The sequence below is a fragment of the Pirellulales bacterium genome, from assembly GCA_036499395.1.
Classification (GTDB): domain Bacteria; phylum Planctomycetota; class Planctomycetia; order Pirellulales; family JACPPG01; genus JACPPG01.
In genome coordinates this window covers 146838-165707 of the sequence record DASYDW010000129.1, presented here as the reverse complement: position 1 = coordinate 165707, position 18870 = coordinate 146838, and the positions used below count along the sequence as shown (strand labels likewise).

The following is an 18870-nucleotide window of genomic DNA, read 5'->3' as shown; positions in this document are numbered from 1 at the left end:
CGTATGCATCCTATGTAATAGGATTCGATACTAAAGAACACACCACCTATAAATGTTAAAAATAATCTACGAATTTCGAGGATAGAAATACGTTGACGACAACCATCGGAGCTCAGTATGATGCTCAACAGCGGAGAGGAGGCAATCTAACCGCGACGCCCATCTTGGGCTGCAAAGTATTTAGTTCATGTCGCGATCTTAGCGAGGCTGCGCAATATCGTCGCGCATTTAGCGATCGATTTTGTTGCGCTGCGCGCATGAGGAACCGCTGTGTCAGGTCGGTCAGGCAGCTTTTCAGATCTTTCCGTCGCGTTTTTGACGACTAGGGTTCGCGCGATTCATCTATTCATATTTCGCGCGCGAATGTTGGTTCGTTTTCATTTGGACGAGTCGCAGAGATGCAGGGCAACTCCGACTCGGGGAGAATCTATTTATGTTTTCTTATTTCGCACGTCGTCGGGCAGGTGTTAGCACAAAGGTAGCTTTTCAAGAAAAGAATCGTAGACGACTAACACCAGATCGCATGCCGCTGCGCGCCGGCGGGCACTCCTCGGCTTCCACTCTGGGGCACATCGAAGCGTTAGAACCTCGCTATCTATTCTCGGCAGCTTCGCTAGTGCCAGAGGTGACGAACGTTGTCGTCGCGGGCACCTCTTGGTCTCCGGCATTCGTATCGAGTCTCGCGGCAGATGGGCTTGGCAACGGAGGATACTCAATCCCGGTCGGATCTTCCGCCCAGCTTGATTCGCTCCCTTGGCAAAATCTGAACCAGATCAAGATCTCGTTCAATGAGAATGTTCTTGTTCAGCCCTCCGCCCTTACCTTGATAAGTTTGCAGGGCGGAAACGTCACCTTTGGCCCAATGTTGTTCGACCAGTCGACCTCGACCGTGACGTGGACGCTCAGTTCGCCACTCCCGGCAGGCAGCTACCTGCTGGTATTGAACGGCCATTCGGCGCAGGGAGTGCATGATTCGTCCGGCAACGCGCTCGCGGGAGCATGGAGCGACGGCACGAGCGTCTATCCTTCGGGAAACGGCATTGCAGGCACCGATTTTTCGTTCCGCTTCAATGTCCTTCCGGGGGACGTCAACCAGGACGGAATTGTCAATGGTCAGGACCTCGCGCAATTGAGTTCGCAATGGGCTCAGCCTGGTCGGCCAATCGCAGACACAAATGGCGATCAGATCATCAACAACCAGGACATTGCGGTTGTTTCGAGTGCGTGGCTCGCCCATCAGACGTCACCCGTCAATGTACTGGGGACAGGAATCTCGCTGAGCCCTGTACCGAGTTCGATAACTGCTGACCAAACGATTACGCTTTCGGCTCAAGTGGTGGCGAACCCGCAAAGTCCTATTAGTCCTAACGAAGGGTCCGTTACGTTTTTCAGTGACGGTATCGCGCTGGGAAGTGCTTCTGTTGAGCAGGGAAACGCCAATCTGTCGAACGTGTCACTACCTGTTGGCCAGCATAAGCTTACTGCGGTGTACAACGATCCCAGTGGCATTTTCGCGACCAGCGCAACCGCTGCGATAAGCCCCGCGTCGACCATTGTCACGGCCGTGGGGGGTGGTGTGGCGGATGGCGATCCATCCATCGACGCTCTCCTGCACGACGATCAGGGAATTGCAGTCGACAGCCAAGGGAATATTTACATTGCCGACAAGCACAACAATCGCATTCGCGAGATTGATCATAGCACCGGGATTATCACGACCGTGGCCGGAGCGGGAGACGAGGGCTACGCCGGCGATAATGGCCTGGCCGTTCTCGCCTTATTGAACAAGCCAACCGCCGTCGCAGTTGATCAAGCAGGCGATCTGTTCATTGCTGATGCCGGCAATGACGTGATTCGCAAAGTCGATCATGCCACGGGCATTATTACGACGATTGCCGGAACTGGTGTCGCAGGCTTTAGCGGTGACAACGGGCCAGCCACCGATGCGCAATTGAACTTTGCCTATGGGATCAACGGTGCTACATCATCGCCGCTGCCGGCTGGCCTGGCGACGGATGCCGCTGGCGACGTGTTTATTCTGGATTTCTACAATGCGCGCATTCGTAAAGTCGACCATGCGACGGGCATCATCACGACGATTGCGGGAAATGGAACCATGGGCTATGCCGGTGACGACCATCTCGCAACCGAGGCCGAAATCACGCCTACCGGCATAGCCGCCACAGCGTCCGGAGATGTGTTTTTCGCCGACGGGGAAGCTGTGAGAAAGGTCGACGCTGTCACGGGAATTATGACCCGTGTCTTCGGTGGCGACGACGGTATCACCCCCGATTCAAGTTTCGTCGAGGCCGACTCCGTCGCTATCGATGCGGCAGGGAACTTGTTCGTCTCGGATTGGTCCGGATGGAGGATCCATGAAGTCGATCTAACAACAGGAACCATGACCGTTGTCGCGGGTGGTGGGACGCAAACTGGCGACAATGTGCCGGCGTTCGATTACAAGTTGTCATATCCATTCAGCGTGGCGGTCGGCCCAGCCGGAGACCTGTACTTCGTCCAGTCAGGGTTCGCTGGACTCAACAATTACAGTCCCACGAATAATTTCCTGCGCAAGGTAGACCATTCCACGGGGTTGATAACAACGATTGCTGGCGTGGGTTACAGTGGCGACGGTGGACCGGCGATCGATGCGGAGCTGAATGCGCCGAGCGACATTGCCATTGATCCCGATGGCAATCTGCTGATCGCCGACACGGCTGACAACGTCATTCGAAAAGTCGATCACGACACAGGCGTCATTACGACGATCGTTGGACCGGGCGCTGTCGGATACAGTGGCGACAATGGTCCAGCAGCGGACGCCACATTGCATTCGCCCGCCGCAATCGCCGTGGATGCGGCCGGCGATCTCTTTATTGCGGATGCTTATAATTTGGCGATTCGCAAGGTCGACCACAGCACGGGGCTGATCACGACGATCGCCACGACGTCGCAGATGTCAGGTTTTGTCGCAGCGTCCGCAGTTGGAGATGTGTATTTTCCAGGCAACCTGAGCGTCATGAAAATCGACCACGTGTCGGGCGTCATATCCAAGGTCGCCGGAGGTGGCTCCAACAACGGCGATGGTGAACTGGCCACTACGGCCCAAATAAATCCCTATGACGTGACCGTCGATACAGCCGGCAATCTGTTTATCGCCGACGCCAATGGCTTCCGAATTCGCGAAGTCAATCATACAACGGGCATCATTACGACCCTTGCACATGTCGCGGCGACGACCATCACGCTCGGGACGGATGGGAATATCTTCACTACCGGTCTAGACGGCAATCAGGTTGACGAGATAAATCCTGTCACGGGTATTGTGATCCCGATCGTCATCGATCGCGATAGCGCATTGGGCGATGACGGACCAGCTCTGAACGCCAGCCTCACCGCAAGTGGCCTGGCCGTGGACTCGGCGGGAAATCTGTTTATCGCCGACTCGCAACACGATCGAGTACGCGAAATCCTGCGAGATGTCATTGTCAACGTAAGTTCCCCGCAGCAAACAGCGTCTACAGCGGCGACTAGCGCCGTGCAAACTAAACCGGCGAGCACTTTAGTCGACAATCTGATGTCGCGAAACACATTTGATTCCGCCTCACGAATTGTGGACGGACCTATGCCGCTGTTCGATCAGCAGAACGATTTGACTGTGGGCGCACTCACCGCTTCGACGGTGAATGACGAGTTGCTCACTATCATCGCCTCTGCCAGAAGAACGGGCGATCGGGGGTAAGGGGGCGTGGAGGTGACATTTCTGCAGGCAGGTCGTAGGACCAGCAGTAGTTGCCCGCGCGCGGTGGCAATCAGTACTGACACGGCGATGAGCTAAGGAACACCAGCTCAAGGCCGCGACTCCGCCTTCACCCGTTGCTTCAAATCCTTGTAAGCGACTTCGATGAGCTTGGCGAGAGCCCTCTCGTCGATGTCGCTGTCGGGGCGGAGCTTTACGTGGCGCATGAGTTTGCCGGTTCCTTCCAGTAAGCCTTTCGGATCGGCGAGTTCGGCGCCGCGAAAGAATCCGACATTCACGTGCGATTGGAAGGCGTCGACGTAGGCGAATGCCGCGTCGGTGGCACACGCGGTGGGATGACCGTCGTGCAATAGCTCACGCACGTCGTCGCCACACTTGCGCATGAGCTCGAACCAGTGTCGGGCGATTATGCCCAAGGAGCTTGCACGTTCGTTCAGCCAGGCTTCGACTGCTGGATCATGCTTGAGCGAATTGGGAAACCGGAAAAGTGTGCTCACGGTATCGTTCGTTCGTCGATGATCCGGGACTTAGGCGAGCGCCGGCGCCGTGACAAGGCTCGCGGGTTCGATGATCGGAAGCCGCGCCCGGCGCGCCGGATGCTTGAGCATTGTCGCGATCAGCCCGCGATGCTCTAAGTGCCGGATCTGCTTGGCGAGTGGGCGACTCCATTGCCGATTGAGCGTCAGCAGACCCTGCGAATGATCTTGGCTGTGAAACGTAAGCGGCTGCCCGGCGGCGACTTGTTCGATCGCCTCTATGGCCAGTTTTGTGCCAAGATACGTCAGTTGCATGTTGATGCTGTGAACGGTGTCCTGCGGCGCAATTTCCGCGCGGGCCTGCGCGACAACCCCGCCACCGTCGATATCTCGCGTCAGTCGGTGCAGAGTGACACCGACGTTGAAGGGATCCCAATTTAACAGGGCCCACTCCGTGCAATGAGTGCCACGGTAATAGGGAGAAAGGCCCCAGTGGATATTCAAGGCCAACGGCACGGCGGCCAACAACTCTTTTCGCACGATCGACGTGCCGTGATCAACGACTACCTGCGGACGCAGCGCCACGATTCGCTCGCGCACAATCGGCGCATTAATGTCGGGCACGACCAGCAACGGAATGGTCGGATCGAGGTACCGCCAGGCGTCGCCGAAGAACCGCCGGCAATCACGGGCCTGCTCTGGCCGCACCCGACGTCGCGGTAGCCGGGCCGGTTCGAGCCCCGCTGGCTGATCTGATGCCGCGTGCAGTTGGCGCCACCATTGCGCCAGCGGTGACTGAGGACGCGATTCAATAACGACCAGCGCCAACGGATTTTGCCGGTGAAGCTCGTTTGCGAAATAGAAGAGCGGTGGGTTTGGCCGAATCAGGCAGACCGTCGTTGCCACAATCGTTTATCCCTATTAACGAACTTCGCCCAGGCCCCTTTCCACCAGCCATCGGACCGGATTGCATTACATTGCTCGGGGATGTCTCGCGTGCCCCATAAGATATGGCGACCGAGCCGTAGAAGACCGTCGTTCGCGCCATCGACGGGCAACAGATTCTTTCTGCGTTCGACGGTGATTCCCAGCGAAAACCCCAGTTCACTAGCAACGCGCAGTACGTCCGGCGAGTAGTTGCCGTTGGGGTAGGATACACTCGTCGGTCTGTATCCGACCATAGATTCCAGGTCGTCTTGCGCGTCTGCTAGCTGCTGTCTTACGCCCGCCGGAGTGTAATTCGTCAGAATCGCGTGATCGCGCGTGTGATTGCCCACCTCGACCAGTGGAGAATCAACAAATGCGCGCAGCTCTTGGGGGGTGAATGGTCGATCAATGTCCCCCCAGGGCTCAATCGACTCGGCGCCAAACATGCGGACGATCACATCTTCGATCTGCGGGTTGGTTAGTTCCTTGAGACCTCGACCGACTTTCTGGGCGTCGTCGGGTGTTCCACCGCGGCGCAGGATCTCTCTATGTACGACATCCCACCAGAACGATTTTTTCGCGAGCACGTGGCCGGTCGAAATATAGAAGAGCGCCGCGACGCCGAATTCTTCGAGCACCGGGCGTACCAGAGCGTTACTGGCGTAACCGTCGTCGAACGTGGCCATCACATAGCGACCGTCAGCGTCCAAACCCGCGACTACCTGGTTCGGCAGGACAAATTCGTATCCGCAATCGAGCATGTGGGCCACGAATTGCCGGAAGTGCTCGACGGTAATTCGTTGCTGCGGGTCGACGGCGTTTCGTTCAATCTCGTGCTGGTCGGCGAACACGCCGTGAAACAGAAAAGTCAGCAGCACGCTGCTGGGCGAATACAGTCGTAAATTTGACGTCTCAAGCGACGCTGTTCGGTGGGGCATAAGCTGAGTGCGCGCACAGCCAGAGGGATGATTCGACGGGATCGAGAAGCAGCGTCGAAAGGTGACGAGCAAATCAGGTAGGCCGACCGGCCGTGTGACCCAAAGGATGGGCTGGTCACACTAGGACGGGTTCACATCGGAAGCCCCTGACCGTCCACTCGATGCAGATTGCATCGGCCGTTGAGATTGGCATATCGAGTTCGGCTGAATCGATCGCCAAGAACTCGCCAACCACCGCAAGCTGACAGATTTACGGTGATAGCATAGCGCCGCGCCCTGCTGGCATCGTGTGCATCAACTGCGCTGCACAATGGTTTGCACTATACGAGCGCGCCCTTCCTGGAAATTGCGTCCCAGGTTCGCGGCCATGCTCCCAAATTCGTTGCCCATCACGATGTGAATGCCGAGTGCGGGCATGCCCTCGCTTTGTTTCGATCGCAGTTGATCGAACCAGACGATGCCCTCCTCGGTCTTGTCGATCCAAGTCAGCTCCGTGAACCCTGCCGTGGCGAGAGTGGCCTTCATCTGGTTGGCGTTCAGCAGGAAACTCAGTTCCGGCCGACGCGCCCAGGGAACTGGGAAGATCAACGGGCGACCGTCTCCGGCGATGACATCGTAGATCGCCAGCTTGCCGGCCGGTTTTAGCACCCGATGCAGGCCGGCGTAGAGCCGCGGGCGATCCGCGATATTCATGGCTACGTGCTGCGTCCAGGCCAGATCGAAACTAGCGTCGGCGAAGGGCAGATCGAGCGCGTTCGCCTGCTGGATCGTGACGGTACCTGTCATTCCGCAGCGCTGCGTGAGTAGCTGAGCGGTCTCGACAAAGGACCGACTAAGGTCGATGCCCGTTACTCGTGCGCCACAGGTCGCGGCGAGAAACCTTGCCGGGCCACCCAGCCCGCAACCAACGTCCAGCAGCGTGGCGCCGTGTTCGACGCCGAGCGCCTCGGCCAGGTCGCGCGAGGCGCCCAACCCGCCGACGTGGAATTGATCGAGCGGCACGAGATCCGTCCAACTGATCGATCGTTCGGCGGGATTGGCCGAGCGGAGTGCCGCCTCGACGCGAGTCACGAGCGGCTCTGTGCCGTATTGCTCGTCAACCAATTGCTGATGATCCATCGATGGAACCTCCCTTAATCTATAGGTAAGCAGGGGATCATGTCACGCTGTTGCCGCGCGCAAGCAGCTTCATGCAAGTGCTCGCGACACGGGCCACGAGCTTTCCGTAAGTGTCTTTGACGTCGCATTCGATGTAGCCGAGCGTCGTTCCGGCACGCAGGACATTTGCTTCGGCGATAAGTTTCGCGTTGCGAACCGGGCGAAAGAAATTGATCTTTAGCTCGACGGTTGTGAACGATTCTCCTTCGCGCAACGTCGAAGCATAGGCAAATCCCATCGCGGCGTCGGCCAGGTCGCACAGAATTCCGCCGTGTACGGTGCCCATCGGATTGTGGTGGCGCTCGTCGGCCTGCATCTCGAAGACGGCTCGACCAGCCCCGATGCTTGTTGGCACGAATCCCAGCAAGCGCCCGATCGGGGGCGGAGGTGCTTCGCCGCGGACCAGCTTTTCGCCGTATTCACTGAAAGTCTTCATGTTTCGTCTCTCTCAAAGAAAAAGATGTGCGCGTGTACCGTGCTCTACGAGGGGAAGCACTTAGCGAAGGCAAGCAGCAAGCGGAGCGATCCGCGCAGGCGAATTCGCCGCCGAAGGATCTCCCACAACAGGTTTCGCTCTTTGGCGACAAATCCCAGCCACGCCTGACTGTCGGCCACGATCCGTAAGCCGGGCTGGCCCCGATGACCGTCATGGATTGCCAATACACCGTCGCGGATCGCAACGGTCGCCTGCTTCTCCTGCTGGCCCGTAAAGGTGAAGTGATACACAGCGTCAAGCCCGGCGGCCTGGCCCGGCTGAAACAGCAACTTCAAACCAAACAAGAACCCGTCGATCGACGTGGCGCGAATGCCGCTGCTCACGCGCTTCAACGTCTTGGCGGGGAAGCGCCGTGCGGCATGCTCCTCGGCATCCGAGCCCGGAATGACGTAGAGTGTCTCGACCTTTTCCGTCAATGGCCGCAGCGTGTCGGTGAGAAAGGCGGCTTTGTCGGTGAGAAACGGTCCGATGACGTCTTCACCGGCCGGGCAAACTGCCAGGCAATAGGCAGCCTTGTAGTTCGGGCCGAAGGAGAGCGACTGCCACATCGAGGCCGTCTCGGACAGCGCCGTTTTTTCGCGATAGCTGAGCGCGTCGTCGCTTTCGGCGATTTTTTCGATCCAATCGGCGAAGCCGCTCATGAACTCACGATAGTTGTGCGTCATGCAGCTGGAGAATTGGAAAGCGCCCTGCGGCGAGATAGCCCCCACCGGGCAGGCGGCGACGCACAGTTTGCATTCAAGGCAAGGGTTGTATTCGATCGGGGCATCGTAGGCCGATGCCTCGGCGTCGACGATCACCGTGCCGAGCACGATAAAGTTGCCGAACTTCGGATGGATGATATTGCGATGAATGCCCATCCGCCCCAGCCCCGCCTCGACCGCGACCGGCTTATGCCCTACGACCCAGATCTTGCCGGGAAATCGATCCATCTCCATCGGAAAACCGGCGGACGGATTCAAGGCGCGAATGCCGCGATCCTGCAACGCGGCAACAATCTTGCGGGCAACCTCGTTCGAATGATCGTAGGTGCCGTGAAATTCCAAATTCGAGACCGACCGGCTTGGGCTGCGGATCGGTTCGTGATTCATCCGGCAGACAAAGCTCACGAGCGTCTTGGCGTGCGGAAACACTCGCAGAATGTCCGCCCGCTGATCACGAATCGCTGGCCGATCGATCTCGACCAGGCCGGCATCCTCGGCCCCACAATCGAGGCAGAGTTGCCGCAGCCAAGCCGCGTCCAGCCGCTCCGGCACAGGAGAAAGGGCCGGCGCGCGGCGGCGGAAATCTTGCACGGTCGGGTGTTCGTCGAGTTTCATAAGGACTGGTTCCTGGGGTTGGTCCTGAAAAATCGCAACCGGACCGAGCAATTGTTCGTGGCATGAAAGCGAATGAGGTTGTTTAGAGTACGATCATCATCTAAACTATAACGGGGTTAGAACGGGGAATCAACGGCAATCCGCGCGATGCCTGATCGAGGGGAGGATCAAACATGAGAAAGTCGAAAAAAGAAACTGCCGAGACGCGCGAGCGGATCGTCGGCACCGCTGCCACTGAATTTCGCAGGCAGGGGATCGTGGCAACGGGCCTATCCGAATTGATGGGGGCCGCGGGCCTGACCCATGGTGGTTTCTACCGGCACTTCGACTCGAAGGAACAGCTCGTCACCGAGGCTTGCGCCGCGGCGCTGGCCTCGACCACCGAGACACTTAGTGGCGCCGCGACGGGGAAGCCACGGCGCGAAGCGCTGCGAGCCATCGTCGCAAAATATCTATCGACCGCGCATCGAGATCATCCACAAGCGGGCTGCGCCTTCGCGGCGATCGGCAGCGAGCTGGCCCGGGCCGACAAAAAAACGCGCGCCGTGGCGACGGACAGTTTTGCGAAGCTTGTCGAAATGCTCGCGGCCTGCTTCGACGATGTCACTCCGGCCGAAGCAAAAAAGCGGGCTTTGGTGGCCGCCTCGACAATGATCGGCGCCTTGCTGATGTCGCGTGTTGTGAGTGATGCGGAATTATCAAAATCGATTCTTCGCAACGCGGAAAACGCGATCCGCGATTTGTAGCCCCCCCACTCGCCGGAAGCCTGGAACGCTCTCAATCCGTTCGTCAGCGCCGTAAGCGTGATGCTCTTTTGATGTTGGGCATCTCAAGCTATATGCTGGACGAAGTGCGTTGGGGAGTGAATCAGTCCCGCATCTTCGTTTGACGATGAGGAGGTTGAACCATGCCTACTGCATTTCCGCAAGTCCGCGTCGGCGAGCCAATCTGCCATGACCGAATAGTTGTCTTCCCGCTGTTCTCAGACGAGACAAAGCCGGTGGATTATGTGCTGGCTGCGGACGCCATCGAAGCAAAACAAATCGTTGTCGAAGAGATCAGCGAGGCGGGTTCCGTTCCGAATCTGTCAGTCACCAATGACTCAGATCATCGTGTGTTATTCCTGGAGGGGGAACAGCTCGTTGGTGCCAAGCAAAACCGAATACTCAACACTTCCTTGCTCGTTGCCGCTAAAAGCAAGACCACGATTCCTGTGTCCTGCGTCGAGCAAGGTCGGTGGGGATTCAAATCGAAGCACTTTGGATCGAGCGACTCTTACTCGCCGTCCAAAATTCGCTCAGCCCTAAAGGCCAGTGTTAGCGGTTCGCTGAGCCGTGGGGCCGGGCACACCTCGGACCAGGGTCGAATATGGCAAGAAGTTGCCACTCGCCACAGAGAACATGACGTCACGTCCGGCACCGCAGCGATGGAGGATATCTTCGAGGCCCGCAAAGGCAAGTTGGCTGAACTGCAAAAGCGCTTTGCCTATGTTCCTGGAGCGACTGGTGTCGCTATCGCCCTGGGTAATAAGCTCGTTGCCGTTGACATGTTCGATAAACCGACAACGTGCCACAAGGTTTGGGAACGCCTTTTATCAGGTGTACTGCTTGATTCTCTGGTCGCTGAACAAAGCACGGAGCAAGTCGAACCAAAGCAGGTCGAGGAATTCGTCAGCAGGATACGTAATGCGCCTTGGCTGCCATCACCGTCGGTGGGTGAAGGCGAGGAGGTACGCGCCGAGACGGACGATGGCGTATATGCGTCCGCACTTTATCTGGCCGACGATTTAGTTCACGGGAGCGTGGCCGTGGCGGATTAATAGTGGCGAAGCGCGGTCGCTCTTATCTTGCGGTTAGTTGGTCGCGCGATGCTTCACCCTTAGCGGTATTCGTCGTCCGCGCAGTTATTGCTTGCTGCACGATGTCGGCCGCCGGTATGATCCGTTGTGGCAGAGAGGAGAGGCCCCTTCTGCCGCCGGTTCCTTTCTTGGTGGTTTCCATCGAAGGGGATACGACGATGGGCGGAGTGTGCGCGCCAAACCCCCGAAGGCGGGCCGCGAATCTACCGCTGATCCTGCTGATGCTCGCGCAGGTATCTGCGATCTCGGCTCGCGCGGAGGAACCTAAGGATAGAAGTCGTTATGTACTCGACTATCCCGTGGCCGACGCCTTTTTCCTGCCTGTGCGATCTTATGCGGAGGATGTCGTCGAGACGGTGATCGAGACCGACGGCGTGCTGACCCAGCACATGCCCAACGGCGGCTACGGCCTGCCCGTTGTGATGAAGGGCGAAGGCCAGAACCTGCTGCATCTGGGGGCCGACGTGGCGTGGCTTCGCCCGGGAGAGCCGGTGTTTGCCATGGCCAACGGCGTCGTGCGCATCTCGGAAGGTCCCGATCGCACGAAGAAGCCGAAGCAACGGGATCCGGCCCGCAGCGCACGCGGCGCGTCGGACTGGGGCAATCTGATTGTCATCGAGCATCGTCTGGCCGACGGATCGATTATGACCTCGGTCTACGGGCATTTGTCGCAAAAGCGACTCGTCCAAGAGGGGGCCGCCGTTCGCGGCGGGCAGGCAATCGGCACGGTCGGTCGCGCGGGAATAGAAAACGGAGGTTATAAGCCGCATCTGCACTTCGGCATTCGCGAAGGCCGACGTTTCGAGGAGGGAGATAAGCTGCTGTCGATTCAATTCCAAGGCGAAAGCTTGCCCATTCGCGCTGTCAAGTTAGGCGACACAGAAATCGAGATCACCGCGGATCGGGAGCTGCCGGAGAAAGTTCAACTTGCGGGGCAGATGTTCGAAGTTACGACGCGGGACGGCAAGCATTTCTTGCCGGCAACCGTCCTGCACAGAATCCAGAATCCGAATTTCGCGATCATCGGGTACGGGCTTTCGACGAAGGGGTGGCGCGATCCCACGGAATTCCTGCGCGAGAAGAACGCCGGCCAACCGCCGGTACGCTGAGGTGTAATGCACATGACTACACACTCTCGTCCCGTGTCGGCCGGTGTAGACGCATACTCGTCGCTAGCGAAACAACATTTGCGGCGGCGCTCCTGGTGTAAAGCGTGGCTGACGCAAATAGAATGCAAGAGGACAGGGGAGGCCGCTCAAGTGCATATCCGCGATTTGTGTCGATCTCTGCGCGTTGGCCGGTTGCTCGCAGGACTTTTCTTTCTTCTCATCACGTCGACGGCGCAGGCGTGTCTTTGGGATTGGGATACGCTGCAGATGGAGCGTCGGCGTTTTCCCGGCACGCTGGAAACGATCACCGGCAAATTCGTCCGGCACAGCCCTGCCTATTACGAATGGCGGATTCAAGACCGCACGAAGCGAATGCGCAGCCCGGCGGAAGATCCGGCATTGGCGGATGATCTTTCGGTAGCGTATTCCAAGCTCGGCCGAAATGCCGAGGCGATTACTCTACTGGAACAGGCTTTGGCAGCGCATCCGGATCGTTACGAGACGCTGGCAAATCTGGGCACGATCTACATGCTGGCCGGCGATCTGAAAGTCGGCAAGGAATACATCGACCGGGCCATCGTCATCAATCCGGATGCCCATTTCGGGCGTGAGAAATATCAGTCATTGGTGGCCGAGTATTTTCTTACTAAAAGAAAGTCGCCCCACCCTGCGTCCGAATCGACTCTCGTTATTCGCCCGAAAGGGGACTTCTACGGCTTTGCCAACTTCGTTCTGGCGAAGCGAGGGTTTACCGGTCGCCTGTCGGATGGTGACGATGTGACATATGCGGACGAGCTCAAAGCAGAGTTAGCGGCCGCACAAAAAGGCGTATTGGGCATGATGCACTTTGCGAACTACGACTCGCCACTACTACTCGAGGTCTTGGGCGACTTATTGATCGCCTGGCCCACGTACGGCGACGACGCCTTGCAGCTGGCCGCGCGCGCTTATTATCGGGTCGCTCAATTGTCGAGCGACGAGGGCACTAAAGTCGAGTTCCACAAAGCCGCGGCGCATATGGTGGAGGGGCATCAGGACTACATCAGACATCGGAAAAAGCACGCGGACGAAAGCCCTTGGCCGGATACCGATCTTCAGAAATTATCCGCCGAGCTTGACCGTGAACTGGCCGAGGGAAAAGCGTACTTCGACCGGATCGCCGCGGACGAGCGGCGCTGGATTGCCGCGGGCGTGGACGTCGATCAAGCTTTTGCCACGAAGTATTACGACTCGCTGGAAGGCACCATTGAGGAAGCCCAGAAGCAATTGGCGAATGAACGGCGTGACGAACGAGGCAATCCCTACGAGGAAGCTCAGCGCCGAGCACTGCTAATCCTCGCCGGGATCGCGGCAGGCTTGGTCGCGCTTGTGTGGGGATGCGTCATCGTTCGTCGCCGTCTGTGAGGTATCAGACGCGTCGGGAAGCATTCCGCTAGGGCTGACAAATTCGCAGCGGCGTTCGCCGGCGCGGTGTAATCCTCTTCACCCTGGCCTCTCTCCCGCAAGGCTCGCGGGGGAGAGGCTTTAACGGCGCCGTGAGTGTCGGGAAAATCTTCGGTGTGCGCTGCGGGGCGCGCGGAGCTCATCCTTTTTAGTTCGCCACCATCGTGTGCGACGCGAGGTCGATCGTTACCAGGTCGAATCGCGATTGCAGCAAGCTGCCGTCGGTGACGGCGTGATAGGCGATTCGCAGTTGTTGGTTGTCCACCGAAATGCGGAGGTAGCCGAAATCTTCGTCATCGTACTTTTCCAGCAGCAGCCCTTGGCCATCTACCACTCGCTGATGATCAAGGTACGAGACGTCCGTGCCGTATTGCGGCTCGGATGATGGTTGGCCGCGATGCGATTGCACCAGTTTATTGACGTGGTGACCGCCGTTACCGCAAATAATGAACGGCACGTCATATCCCTCAGCACTGAAACCTTCGACGGTCCGCGTATAGCGCTGGTAGTTGTGGGCGTGGCCCGACAGGACCGCGTGCGGGTAGATTCCGACATCCTTGGCGATCTGGTCGATCTGCCGCAACATGGTCGAATTTCCGCTATGGTTTCCTCCTGAATGGCCGGCGCTGCGGGGGGGCGAATAACTGAACGGCGGGTGGTGCATCGCCAGGAGCAGGGCTCCGGCATATTTTTCGGACTTTGCGCGTTCGAGCTGCTTACGCAGGAATTCGAGCTGAACGTCCGTCACGTCAGGCCAATGCCCATCCTCGCTCGAGATGACGCCCGGGTCTTCCAGGGCGTTGCTGAACAGCGCGATGATGCGGACGAATGGCGCATCGAAGGCGTAATACACTCCCGGCTGCGTCATGGCGGTGCGATGCAACGAGCGCGCTTCGGGAGTGCGGACGGGTTTTTCCGCGCAGAAGTTGCGCTGAAACACCGTGAGCGGCGTATCCCCCTTACGATCTGGCACAACAAACGAGTCGTGATTGCCGGGGATTGCCAAAATCGGCGCGGGATAGTTGCGAAACGCGTCGTAAAACTGATCCCAGTAGTACTCAGATTCGCCGAAGCTGTAGACCAAATCGCCAAGATGAAACAGGAAGGCCGGACGGTTCGCCACCTGCGAAGTATGGGCGTCGGTTGTGAGTTGGTCGGTAACCGCGATTTCGTTCTTGTAGAAGCCCTTGGTTGTGGCCCCCGAATCGCCGACGCTGTGAAACGTGATGCGACCGGAGCTCTTTATTTCGCGGACGACATCCGCGCCGCGTGCGCCCAACGCCTTCGCCAGCGTATATAGCTCGTCCGAGGCCATCCGCGATTGCGGGACGACCACCACATCACGCTTCAGCAGCTCCTGAATCTCGCGATACGTCTGCGTATCCGATGTATGAAATGTCGTAAAGCCGGCCGGATTTGGCAGCTCGGTGGCTTCGTTGAAAACCGGCTCTCCGAACACTGGATGCGAGGCCGTTTTACCACCATTTCCATGATCAACCATGAAACTCTCCCTAGCAGCTATGGGGGATTCACAAACACCTCTAACGGGCGGAGAGTCTACCGAATGATTTTAGAGTGTCAACCAAATTAAAATCGCAGTAAACCCCTATCGATTGTGGACTTAGAGACATCTCGACGCTGCGTCTGCCACGGGTTTCGCCCCATGCTATGCAAACGACGAAACAGTCGCGCTCTCTACCTCTTATATTGCCGATGGCCCGCCCGCCGCGACACTGCATTATTTGTTCGAACGTGCTTCGAACGACGGAATGTCAACGGCTATCCACAACGACGAGTGAATCCTGGCGATGCCAGATTCGGCGTCGAAATTACAGCGTTCTTCTCACGCCGGTTCCCGCGCCTTCGGGTTTCGCGCTGGTCAGTACAGCCGTGGCCAACGTTCTAGGCCTTAGCCGGCCAGCGGCGCCGATGTGATGCGAACCTTCACTTCAGCGCTTTGAAGATCGCCGTGGTGAAATCCTCGGGCTCGACCCATTCGGAATTGGTCATCAGGACGACGCCGCTTCCCTTCTCGGGATAGATGACCAGGCGCGTGCGCGTTTTTTCCTGTGAGCCGTTGTGCGAAACGCGCAGCCCGGCGCGCTGCGGCGTGATGTTGAAGCCCAGGCCGTATTCGGTCTCCTTGCCGTCGGTGGTGTGTTGCCGTGTCCACATGGCTTCGTAGGCGGTTGGCGATAGGAGGTTTCCTTGCAACAAGGTGGCGGCAAAGCCGGCGAAATCATCGATATTCGAGATGAAGCCGCCGCCACCCAGTTTCCAACTGACATCCTCGTCGACCGAAGGCACGATCATGTCGTCTTTTTTTCGATAGCCTTCGGCGCGGTGCGGGATGTTGATCCACTGATAGTCTGGCTGCAGAGACTTCAGTTTGGCCGGCCCGGCGATGCGTTTTGAAACCTGTTCGGCAAATGGCTCGTTGCCGGCACGCTGGACGACGGCGCTGAGCAAGATGTAACCGTAAGTCGAATACGAGTATTTCGTGCCGGGCACGGCGACAAGCGGTGACGCCTTGAAACGATCAAGCGCCACGACGACGTCGGCAAACGGGTGCGCCTTTTCGTAGTCGACCAGCGTGGGAATCACTTTGCCGTTCGAGTAGTGAACGATCCCGCCTTGATGGCACAGCAACTGGCGTACGGTAATCGTCGCGTCGTGCTGCGGAAACTCCGGGACGTACTTGCGAATATCGTCGTCAAGATTCAGACGTCCCTGATCGACAAGTTGCATTGCCGCCAACGCCGTGACCGGCTTCGAGCAGGACGCCCAGCGAAACATCGTATTGCGGGTGACGGGTTTGTTCGTCTCGCGGTTGGCCAGGCCGTAGGTTTCGACCAGGGCGACCCGCCGATCCTGGATGATGCCGACGGCAAGACCTACCGCGCCGGTTTCGTCGATCTTGGCACGAATGACCTCATCGACCTGGGCGGCGATGCGCGGATCGAGCTTTGTTCCCTTGGTCCGCTGCGCAGCGGCGCCACCGGCAAGGCAGAGCAAGATCAGATGCAAGCAAACAGCGAACTGAAGGGCCCCACGCATCATTGTGCTCCGGAAGAATCTGGAAGGTGCTACGCGTACGTCCCTGGCGATTCGCCCAAGCACTTCTATCATAAGTTGGAACGTCGGAACGGTACAGATTTGCAGCGACCTGCAAAGTCGCGAATCTGAAGCTTGTCTTCTGTAGCTCGCCTCTTCGAGGCCGGGACTTCACAATGTCATTCTAGAGTCGTCGACCCCGGCTACGGTGTATCCGATCTTTCCTTGCTGCTGAGTTGGCGGGCGCCCGATGAGTATAAGCTCGCCGTCCTGCTCTTCATCTCCGTTGATGCAATAAAGGCTACTGTCATCGTTTGAAGTTTCGGTAGCAACAGCTTCGCGTGAAGGTCGCCTCGTTCGGCTTGGATATGGAATTCCTCGAGCTGCTTCTGCAGGAAGCCTACGTATTGTGGAAGTGACATTTGCGGCGCTTCCCACCGGACGAACACTATATAAGGGCCACCCACCAAACTCTCCTTGCGTTCGCCGTTCGTCACGCCGCTAATTTGCAGCTGGTCTTTGTCATGACGGATCGTAAGCGTCCCGCTGTAAAGCTCGCCAGTGGGAATTGCGCCAGTGAAGGGGCGTAACGAGAACTCGATGTCCGCCAATCCGGCAATGCCCAGTGAGATCACCTCACCCCCATCGACCCCCGCCGTGCCGATGAACTCTTGCTCATTCAGAATTACCGGCAGGCTGCTCAGGTTGAAGTCCGTGAGGTCCAGGTCCGCCAGCCGGAATTGCTTGGGCAAGGGTTGAGACCTGACGACGGGGACGATGGTCAGGCGATGGACACGTCCATTTGGATCACGGCCCAATTCGCACGCGAACGGTGCCAGATCCGTAAAGTCGATTTCTCGATTAAGTTCCGGCGGACTGGTTACCTCGTTACCAACTGCTTTATCGGTTTTCAATTCGACCACAAATTTGTCGCCGCGCTGTCGTGCTGAGACATTGATTGTTAGGGTTGCATCCGTTAATTGCACGGTAGCACCAAATGTTCCGCCGAGACCTGTCCCTCCCGAGCTTCCGGGGCGATAGCTCTCGAGTCCCTTTGTCGGATCGATCGAATAGCACTTCACTTCGGCCCAACCCGTGCGAATCGGAGCCGTGTCTTCCGCCCGAGCAACGAAATCCAGTGTGGCAAAAACCAGAACCAGCACAAACTGCGATAAGAAACGTTGAGATGTCATCGTCGGTCCTCTTGCGATAAGTAGCGAGTTTCGGTCGCCAATGCACCGACTCCCAGCATGTAAGTGGTCGTGGTCCGAAGCGTGGGCTCTGCCGTCATCGCAGGAATCATTGGCGGCGCTATCGGAACGCTGCTTGGATGTTCGGCGGTGCTGGGCAGCCGTGAAAACAGCAAGGCACAGATCGTCAGCCCAACGGCTACGCAGACTGGTACCGGAACGCGAACCGACCGGCGCCACCAACGCACCGAATGTAAGTGACGGTTCGCGATCAGCTTGGTCGCGACAAGTTTGTGAAAAGCGGCTTTTGTGGATGGCGTCGGCTCGATTCCTTGCAGCTGGGCAAGTTTTTCCATCAGCCGCGAATCCCCCTCGTCGGCAGATGACGGCGGTTGGTCAGTCATGAATAGCATCCGAATCGGAGAGTGTATTTCGCAGGCATGCTAGCCCGCGATGCAGATGACTTTTTACGGTACCCAACGGTAGCCCTACGAGTGCAGCCACCTGCTCAAGCGAACAGCTTTCGACATAACGAAACAACAGGACGTCGCGGACAACGGGTTCCAGTGCGCCGATTGCTGTCAAAATTCGCCCAAATTCCTCGCGCCTCTCAAGGTGTTCGGCAGCCGAGGGACGCGCGTCAACAACGGCGCACGCATCATCCAAACTGCCGAAGGTTCGACGCGAACGTCTCCAGTGTCGCGATCTAACTCGCCGTGCCACGGTGAAAACGAATGCAGGGACTTGTTTAGGTTCTCCGCGCATAGTCTGCAGCGCAGAGACGAGTTCAGCGAACACTTCGCCCGCCTGTTCCTCGGCAAGGTGGTAATCTCGATGCCCAACGACAAAAAAGCGGAACAGCGGCCCCGCAAATGCATCAACCAACCATTGGAATGCCGCCGGATCGCCTGCGCGGAGTCGTCCATGGGTCACAGCATCTGGTATCACATCGCCTCGCACGTCGGCGTTCGGTCGTTACGTACCATACCTGCCTTATAAGTGGCATTGTGGGCGGAAAAGGTTGCACCTTGGCTTTCTTATTCTTTGGCGCGACCAAATAGAAGCTTCGTACAGCGTTTCGTCGAAGGGCGTTTACGGGAGGCCGCTGCGGCGGGCCTGCAGGTTCGGGTGCAATCGTGCTA

General features: G+C 58.0%; 15 protein-coding genes. 5 read left to right on the top strand and 10 right to left on the bottom strand.

Annotated elements, in window-relative coordinates:
• The first annotated feature begins 523 nt into the window (after positions 1-523).
• Positions 524-3742 (top strand): Ig-like domain repeat protein, encoded by a 3219-nt coding sequence (locus VGN12_26135; GenBank protein ID HEY4312958.1) that lies wholly within the window; start codon positions 524-526, stop codon positions 3740-3742.
• Positions 3743-3849: 107 nt separating this feature from the next.
• On the opposite strand, the gene VGN12_26130 is transcribed toward VGN12_26135, so the two are convergent.
• The 6 genes from VGN12_26130 to VGN12_26105 form a co-directional block, all read right to left on the bottom strand.
• On the bottom strand, positions 3850-4257 hold the full coding sequence (locus VGN12_26130) for a DUF1801 domain-containing protein (protein ID HEY4312957.1): 408 nt from the start codon (positions 4255-4257) through the stop codon (positions 3850-3852).
• Positions 4258-4287: 30 nt separating this feature from the next.
• On the bottom strand, positions 4288-5142 hold the full coding sequence (locus VGN12_26125; GenBank protein ID HEY4312956.1) for a formyl transferase: 855 nt from the start codon (positions 5140-5142) through the stop codon (positions 4288-4290).
• Positions 5121-6101: a polysaccharide deacetylase family protein gene (locus tag VGN12_26120; GenBank protein HEY4312955.1), complete on the bottom strand. Its 981-nt coding sequence runs from the start codon at positions 6099-6101 to the stop codon at positions 5121-5123. Before VGN12_26120 ends, VGN12_26125 begins: the two co-directional genes overlap by 22 nt.
• Before the next feature lie 294 nt (positions 6102-6395).
• Complete coding sequence (locus VGN12_26115; GenBank protein ID HEY4312954.1) at positions 6396-7220, bottom strand: class I SAM-dependent methyltransferase; 825 nt, start codon at positions 7218-7220, stop codon at positions 6396-6398.
• A 37-nt stretch (positions 7221-7257) separates the two neighbouring features.
• On the bottom strand, positions 7258-7695 hold the full coding sequence (locus VGN12_26110; protein ID HEY4312953.1) for a PaaI family thioesterase: 438 nt from the start codon (positions 7693-7695) through the stop codon (positions 7258-7260).
• A 44-nt stretch (positions 7696-7739) separates the two neighbouring features.
• On the bottom strand, positions 7740-9074 hold the full coding sequence (locus tag VGN12_26105; protein ID HEY4312952.1) for a hypothetical protein: 1335 nt from the start codon (positions 9072-9074) through the stop codon (positions 7740-7742).
• A 173-nt stretch (positions 9075-9247) separates the two neighbouring features.
• Here VGN12_26105 and VGN12_26100 point away from each other — a divergent pair, with 173 nt between their 5' ends.
• The 4 genes from VGN12_26100 to VGN12_26085 all read left to right on the top strand — a co-directional run bounded on the left by VGN12_26100 (position 9248) and on the right by VGN12_26085 (position 13445).
• A complete protein-coding gene (locus VGN12_26100) occupies positions 9248-9820 on the top strand; it encodes a TetR/AcrR family transcriptional regulator (protein HEY4312951.1) in 573 nt (190 codons plus the stop codon).
• Positions 9821-9981: 161 nt separating this feature from the next.
• On the top strand, positions 9982-10893 hold the full coding sequence (locus VGN12_26095; protein ID HEY4312950.1) for a DUF6569 family protein: 912 nt from the start codon (positions 9982-9984) through the stop codon (positions 10891-10893).
• 170 nt (positions 10894-11063) lie between these two features.
• On the top strand, positions 11064-12041 hold the full coding sequence (locus tag VGN12_26090) for a M23 family metallopeptidase (GenBank protein ID HEY4312949.1): 978 nt from the start codon (positions 11064-11066) through the stop codon (positions 12039-12041).
• Between the two features lie 150 nt (positions 12042-12191).
• Entirely contained in the window at positions 12192-13445 is a 1254-nt protein-coding gene (locus VGN12_26085; protein ID HEY4312948.1) for a tetratricopeptide repeat protein, read from the top strand.
• 187 nt (positions 13446-13632) lie between these two features.
• Here VGN12_26085 and VGN12_26080 read toward each other — a convergent pair whose 3' ends face one another.
• From VGN12_26080 to VGN12_26065, 4 genes are all read right to left on the bottom strand, one after another.
• Complete coding sequence (locus tag VGN12_26080) at positions 13633-14985, bottom strand: metallophosphoesterase (GenBank protein ID HEY4312947.1); 1353 nt, start codon at positions 14983-14985, stop codon at positions 13633-13635.
• A 443-nt stretch (positions 14986-15428) separates the two neighbouring features.
• Positions 15429-16544 (bottom strand): serine hydrolase domain-containing protein, encoded by a 1116-nt coding sequence (locus VGN12_26075; protein HEY4312946.1) that lies wholly within the window; start codon positions 16542-16544, stop codon positions 15429-15431.
• Between the two features lie 197 nt (positions 16545-16741).
• Complete coding sequence (locus VGN12_26070; protein HEY4312945.1) at positions 16742-17731, bottom strand: hypothetical protein; 990 nt, start codon at positions 17729-17731, stop codon at positions 16742-16744.
• A complete protein-coding gene (locus tag VGN12_26065; protein HEY4312944.1) occupies positions 17728-18132 on the bottom strand; it encodes a hypothetical protein in 405 nt (134 codons plus the stop codon). The genes VGN12_26070 and VGN12_26065 overlap by 4 nt, the downstream gene beginning before the upstream one ends.
• Between the last annotated feature and the right edge of the window lie 738 nt (positions 18133-18870).

Coding starts and splice junctions, on each gene's coding strand:
- VGN12_26135 (HEY4312958.1), top strand. CDS start 524: ATGCCGCTGCGCGCCGGCGGGCACTCCTCGGCTTCCACTCTGGGGCAC.
- VGN12_26120 (HEY4312955.1), bottom strand. CDS start 6,101: ATGCCCCACCGAACAGCGTCGCTTGAGACGTCAAATTTACGACTGTAT.
- VGN12_26115 (HEY4312954.1), bottom strand. CDS start 7,220: ATGGATCATCAGCAATTGGTTGACGAGCAATACGGCACAGAGCCGCTC.
- VGN12_26110 (HEY4312953.1), bottom strand. CDS start 7,695: ATGAAGACTTTCAGTGAATACGGCGAAAAGCTGGTCCGCGGCGAAGCA.
- VGN12_26105 (HEY4312952.1), bottom strand. CDS start 9,074: ATGAAACTCGACGAACACCCGACCGTGCAAGATTTCCGCCGCCGCGCG.
- VGN12_26100 (HEY4312951.1), top strand. CDS start 9,248: ATGAGAAAGTCGAAAAAAGAAACTGCCGAGACGCGCGAGCGGATCGTC.
- VGN12_26095 (HEY4312950.1), top strand. CDS start 9,982: ATGCCTACTGCATTTCCGCAAGTCCGCGTCGGCGAGCCAATCTGCCAT.
- VGN12_26080 (HEY4312947.1), bottom strand. CDS start 14,985: ATGGTTGATCATGGAAATGGTGGTAAAACGGCCTCGCATCCAGTGTTC.
- VGN12_26075 (HEY4312946.1), bottom strand. CDS start 16,544: ATGATGCGTGGGGCCCTTCAGTTCGCTGTTTGCTTGCATCTGATCTTG.
- VGN12_26070 (HEY4312945.1), bottom strand. CDS start 17,731: ATGACATCTCAACGTTTCTTATCGCAGTTTGTGCTGGTTCTGGTTTTT.
- VGN12_26065 (HEY4312944.1), bottom strand. CDS start 18,132: ATGACTGACCAACCGCCGTCATCTGCCGACGAGGGGGATTCGCGGCTG.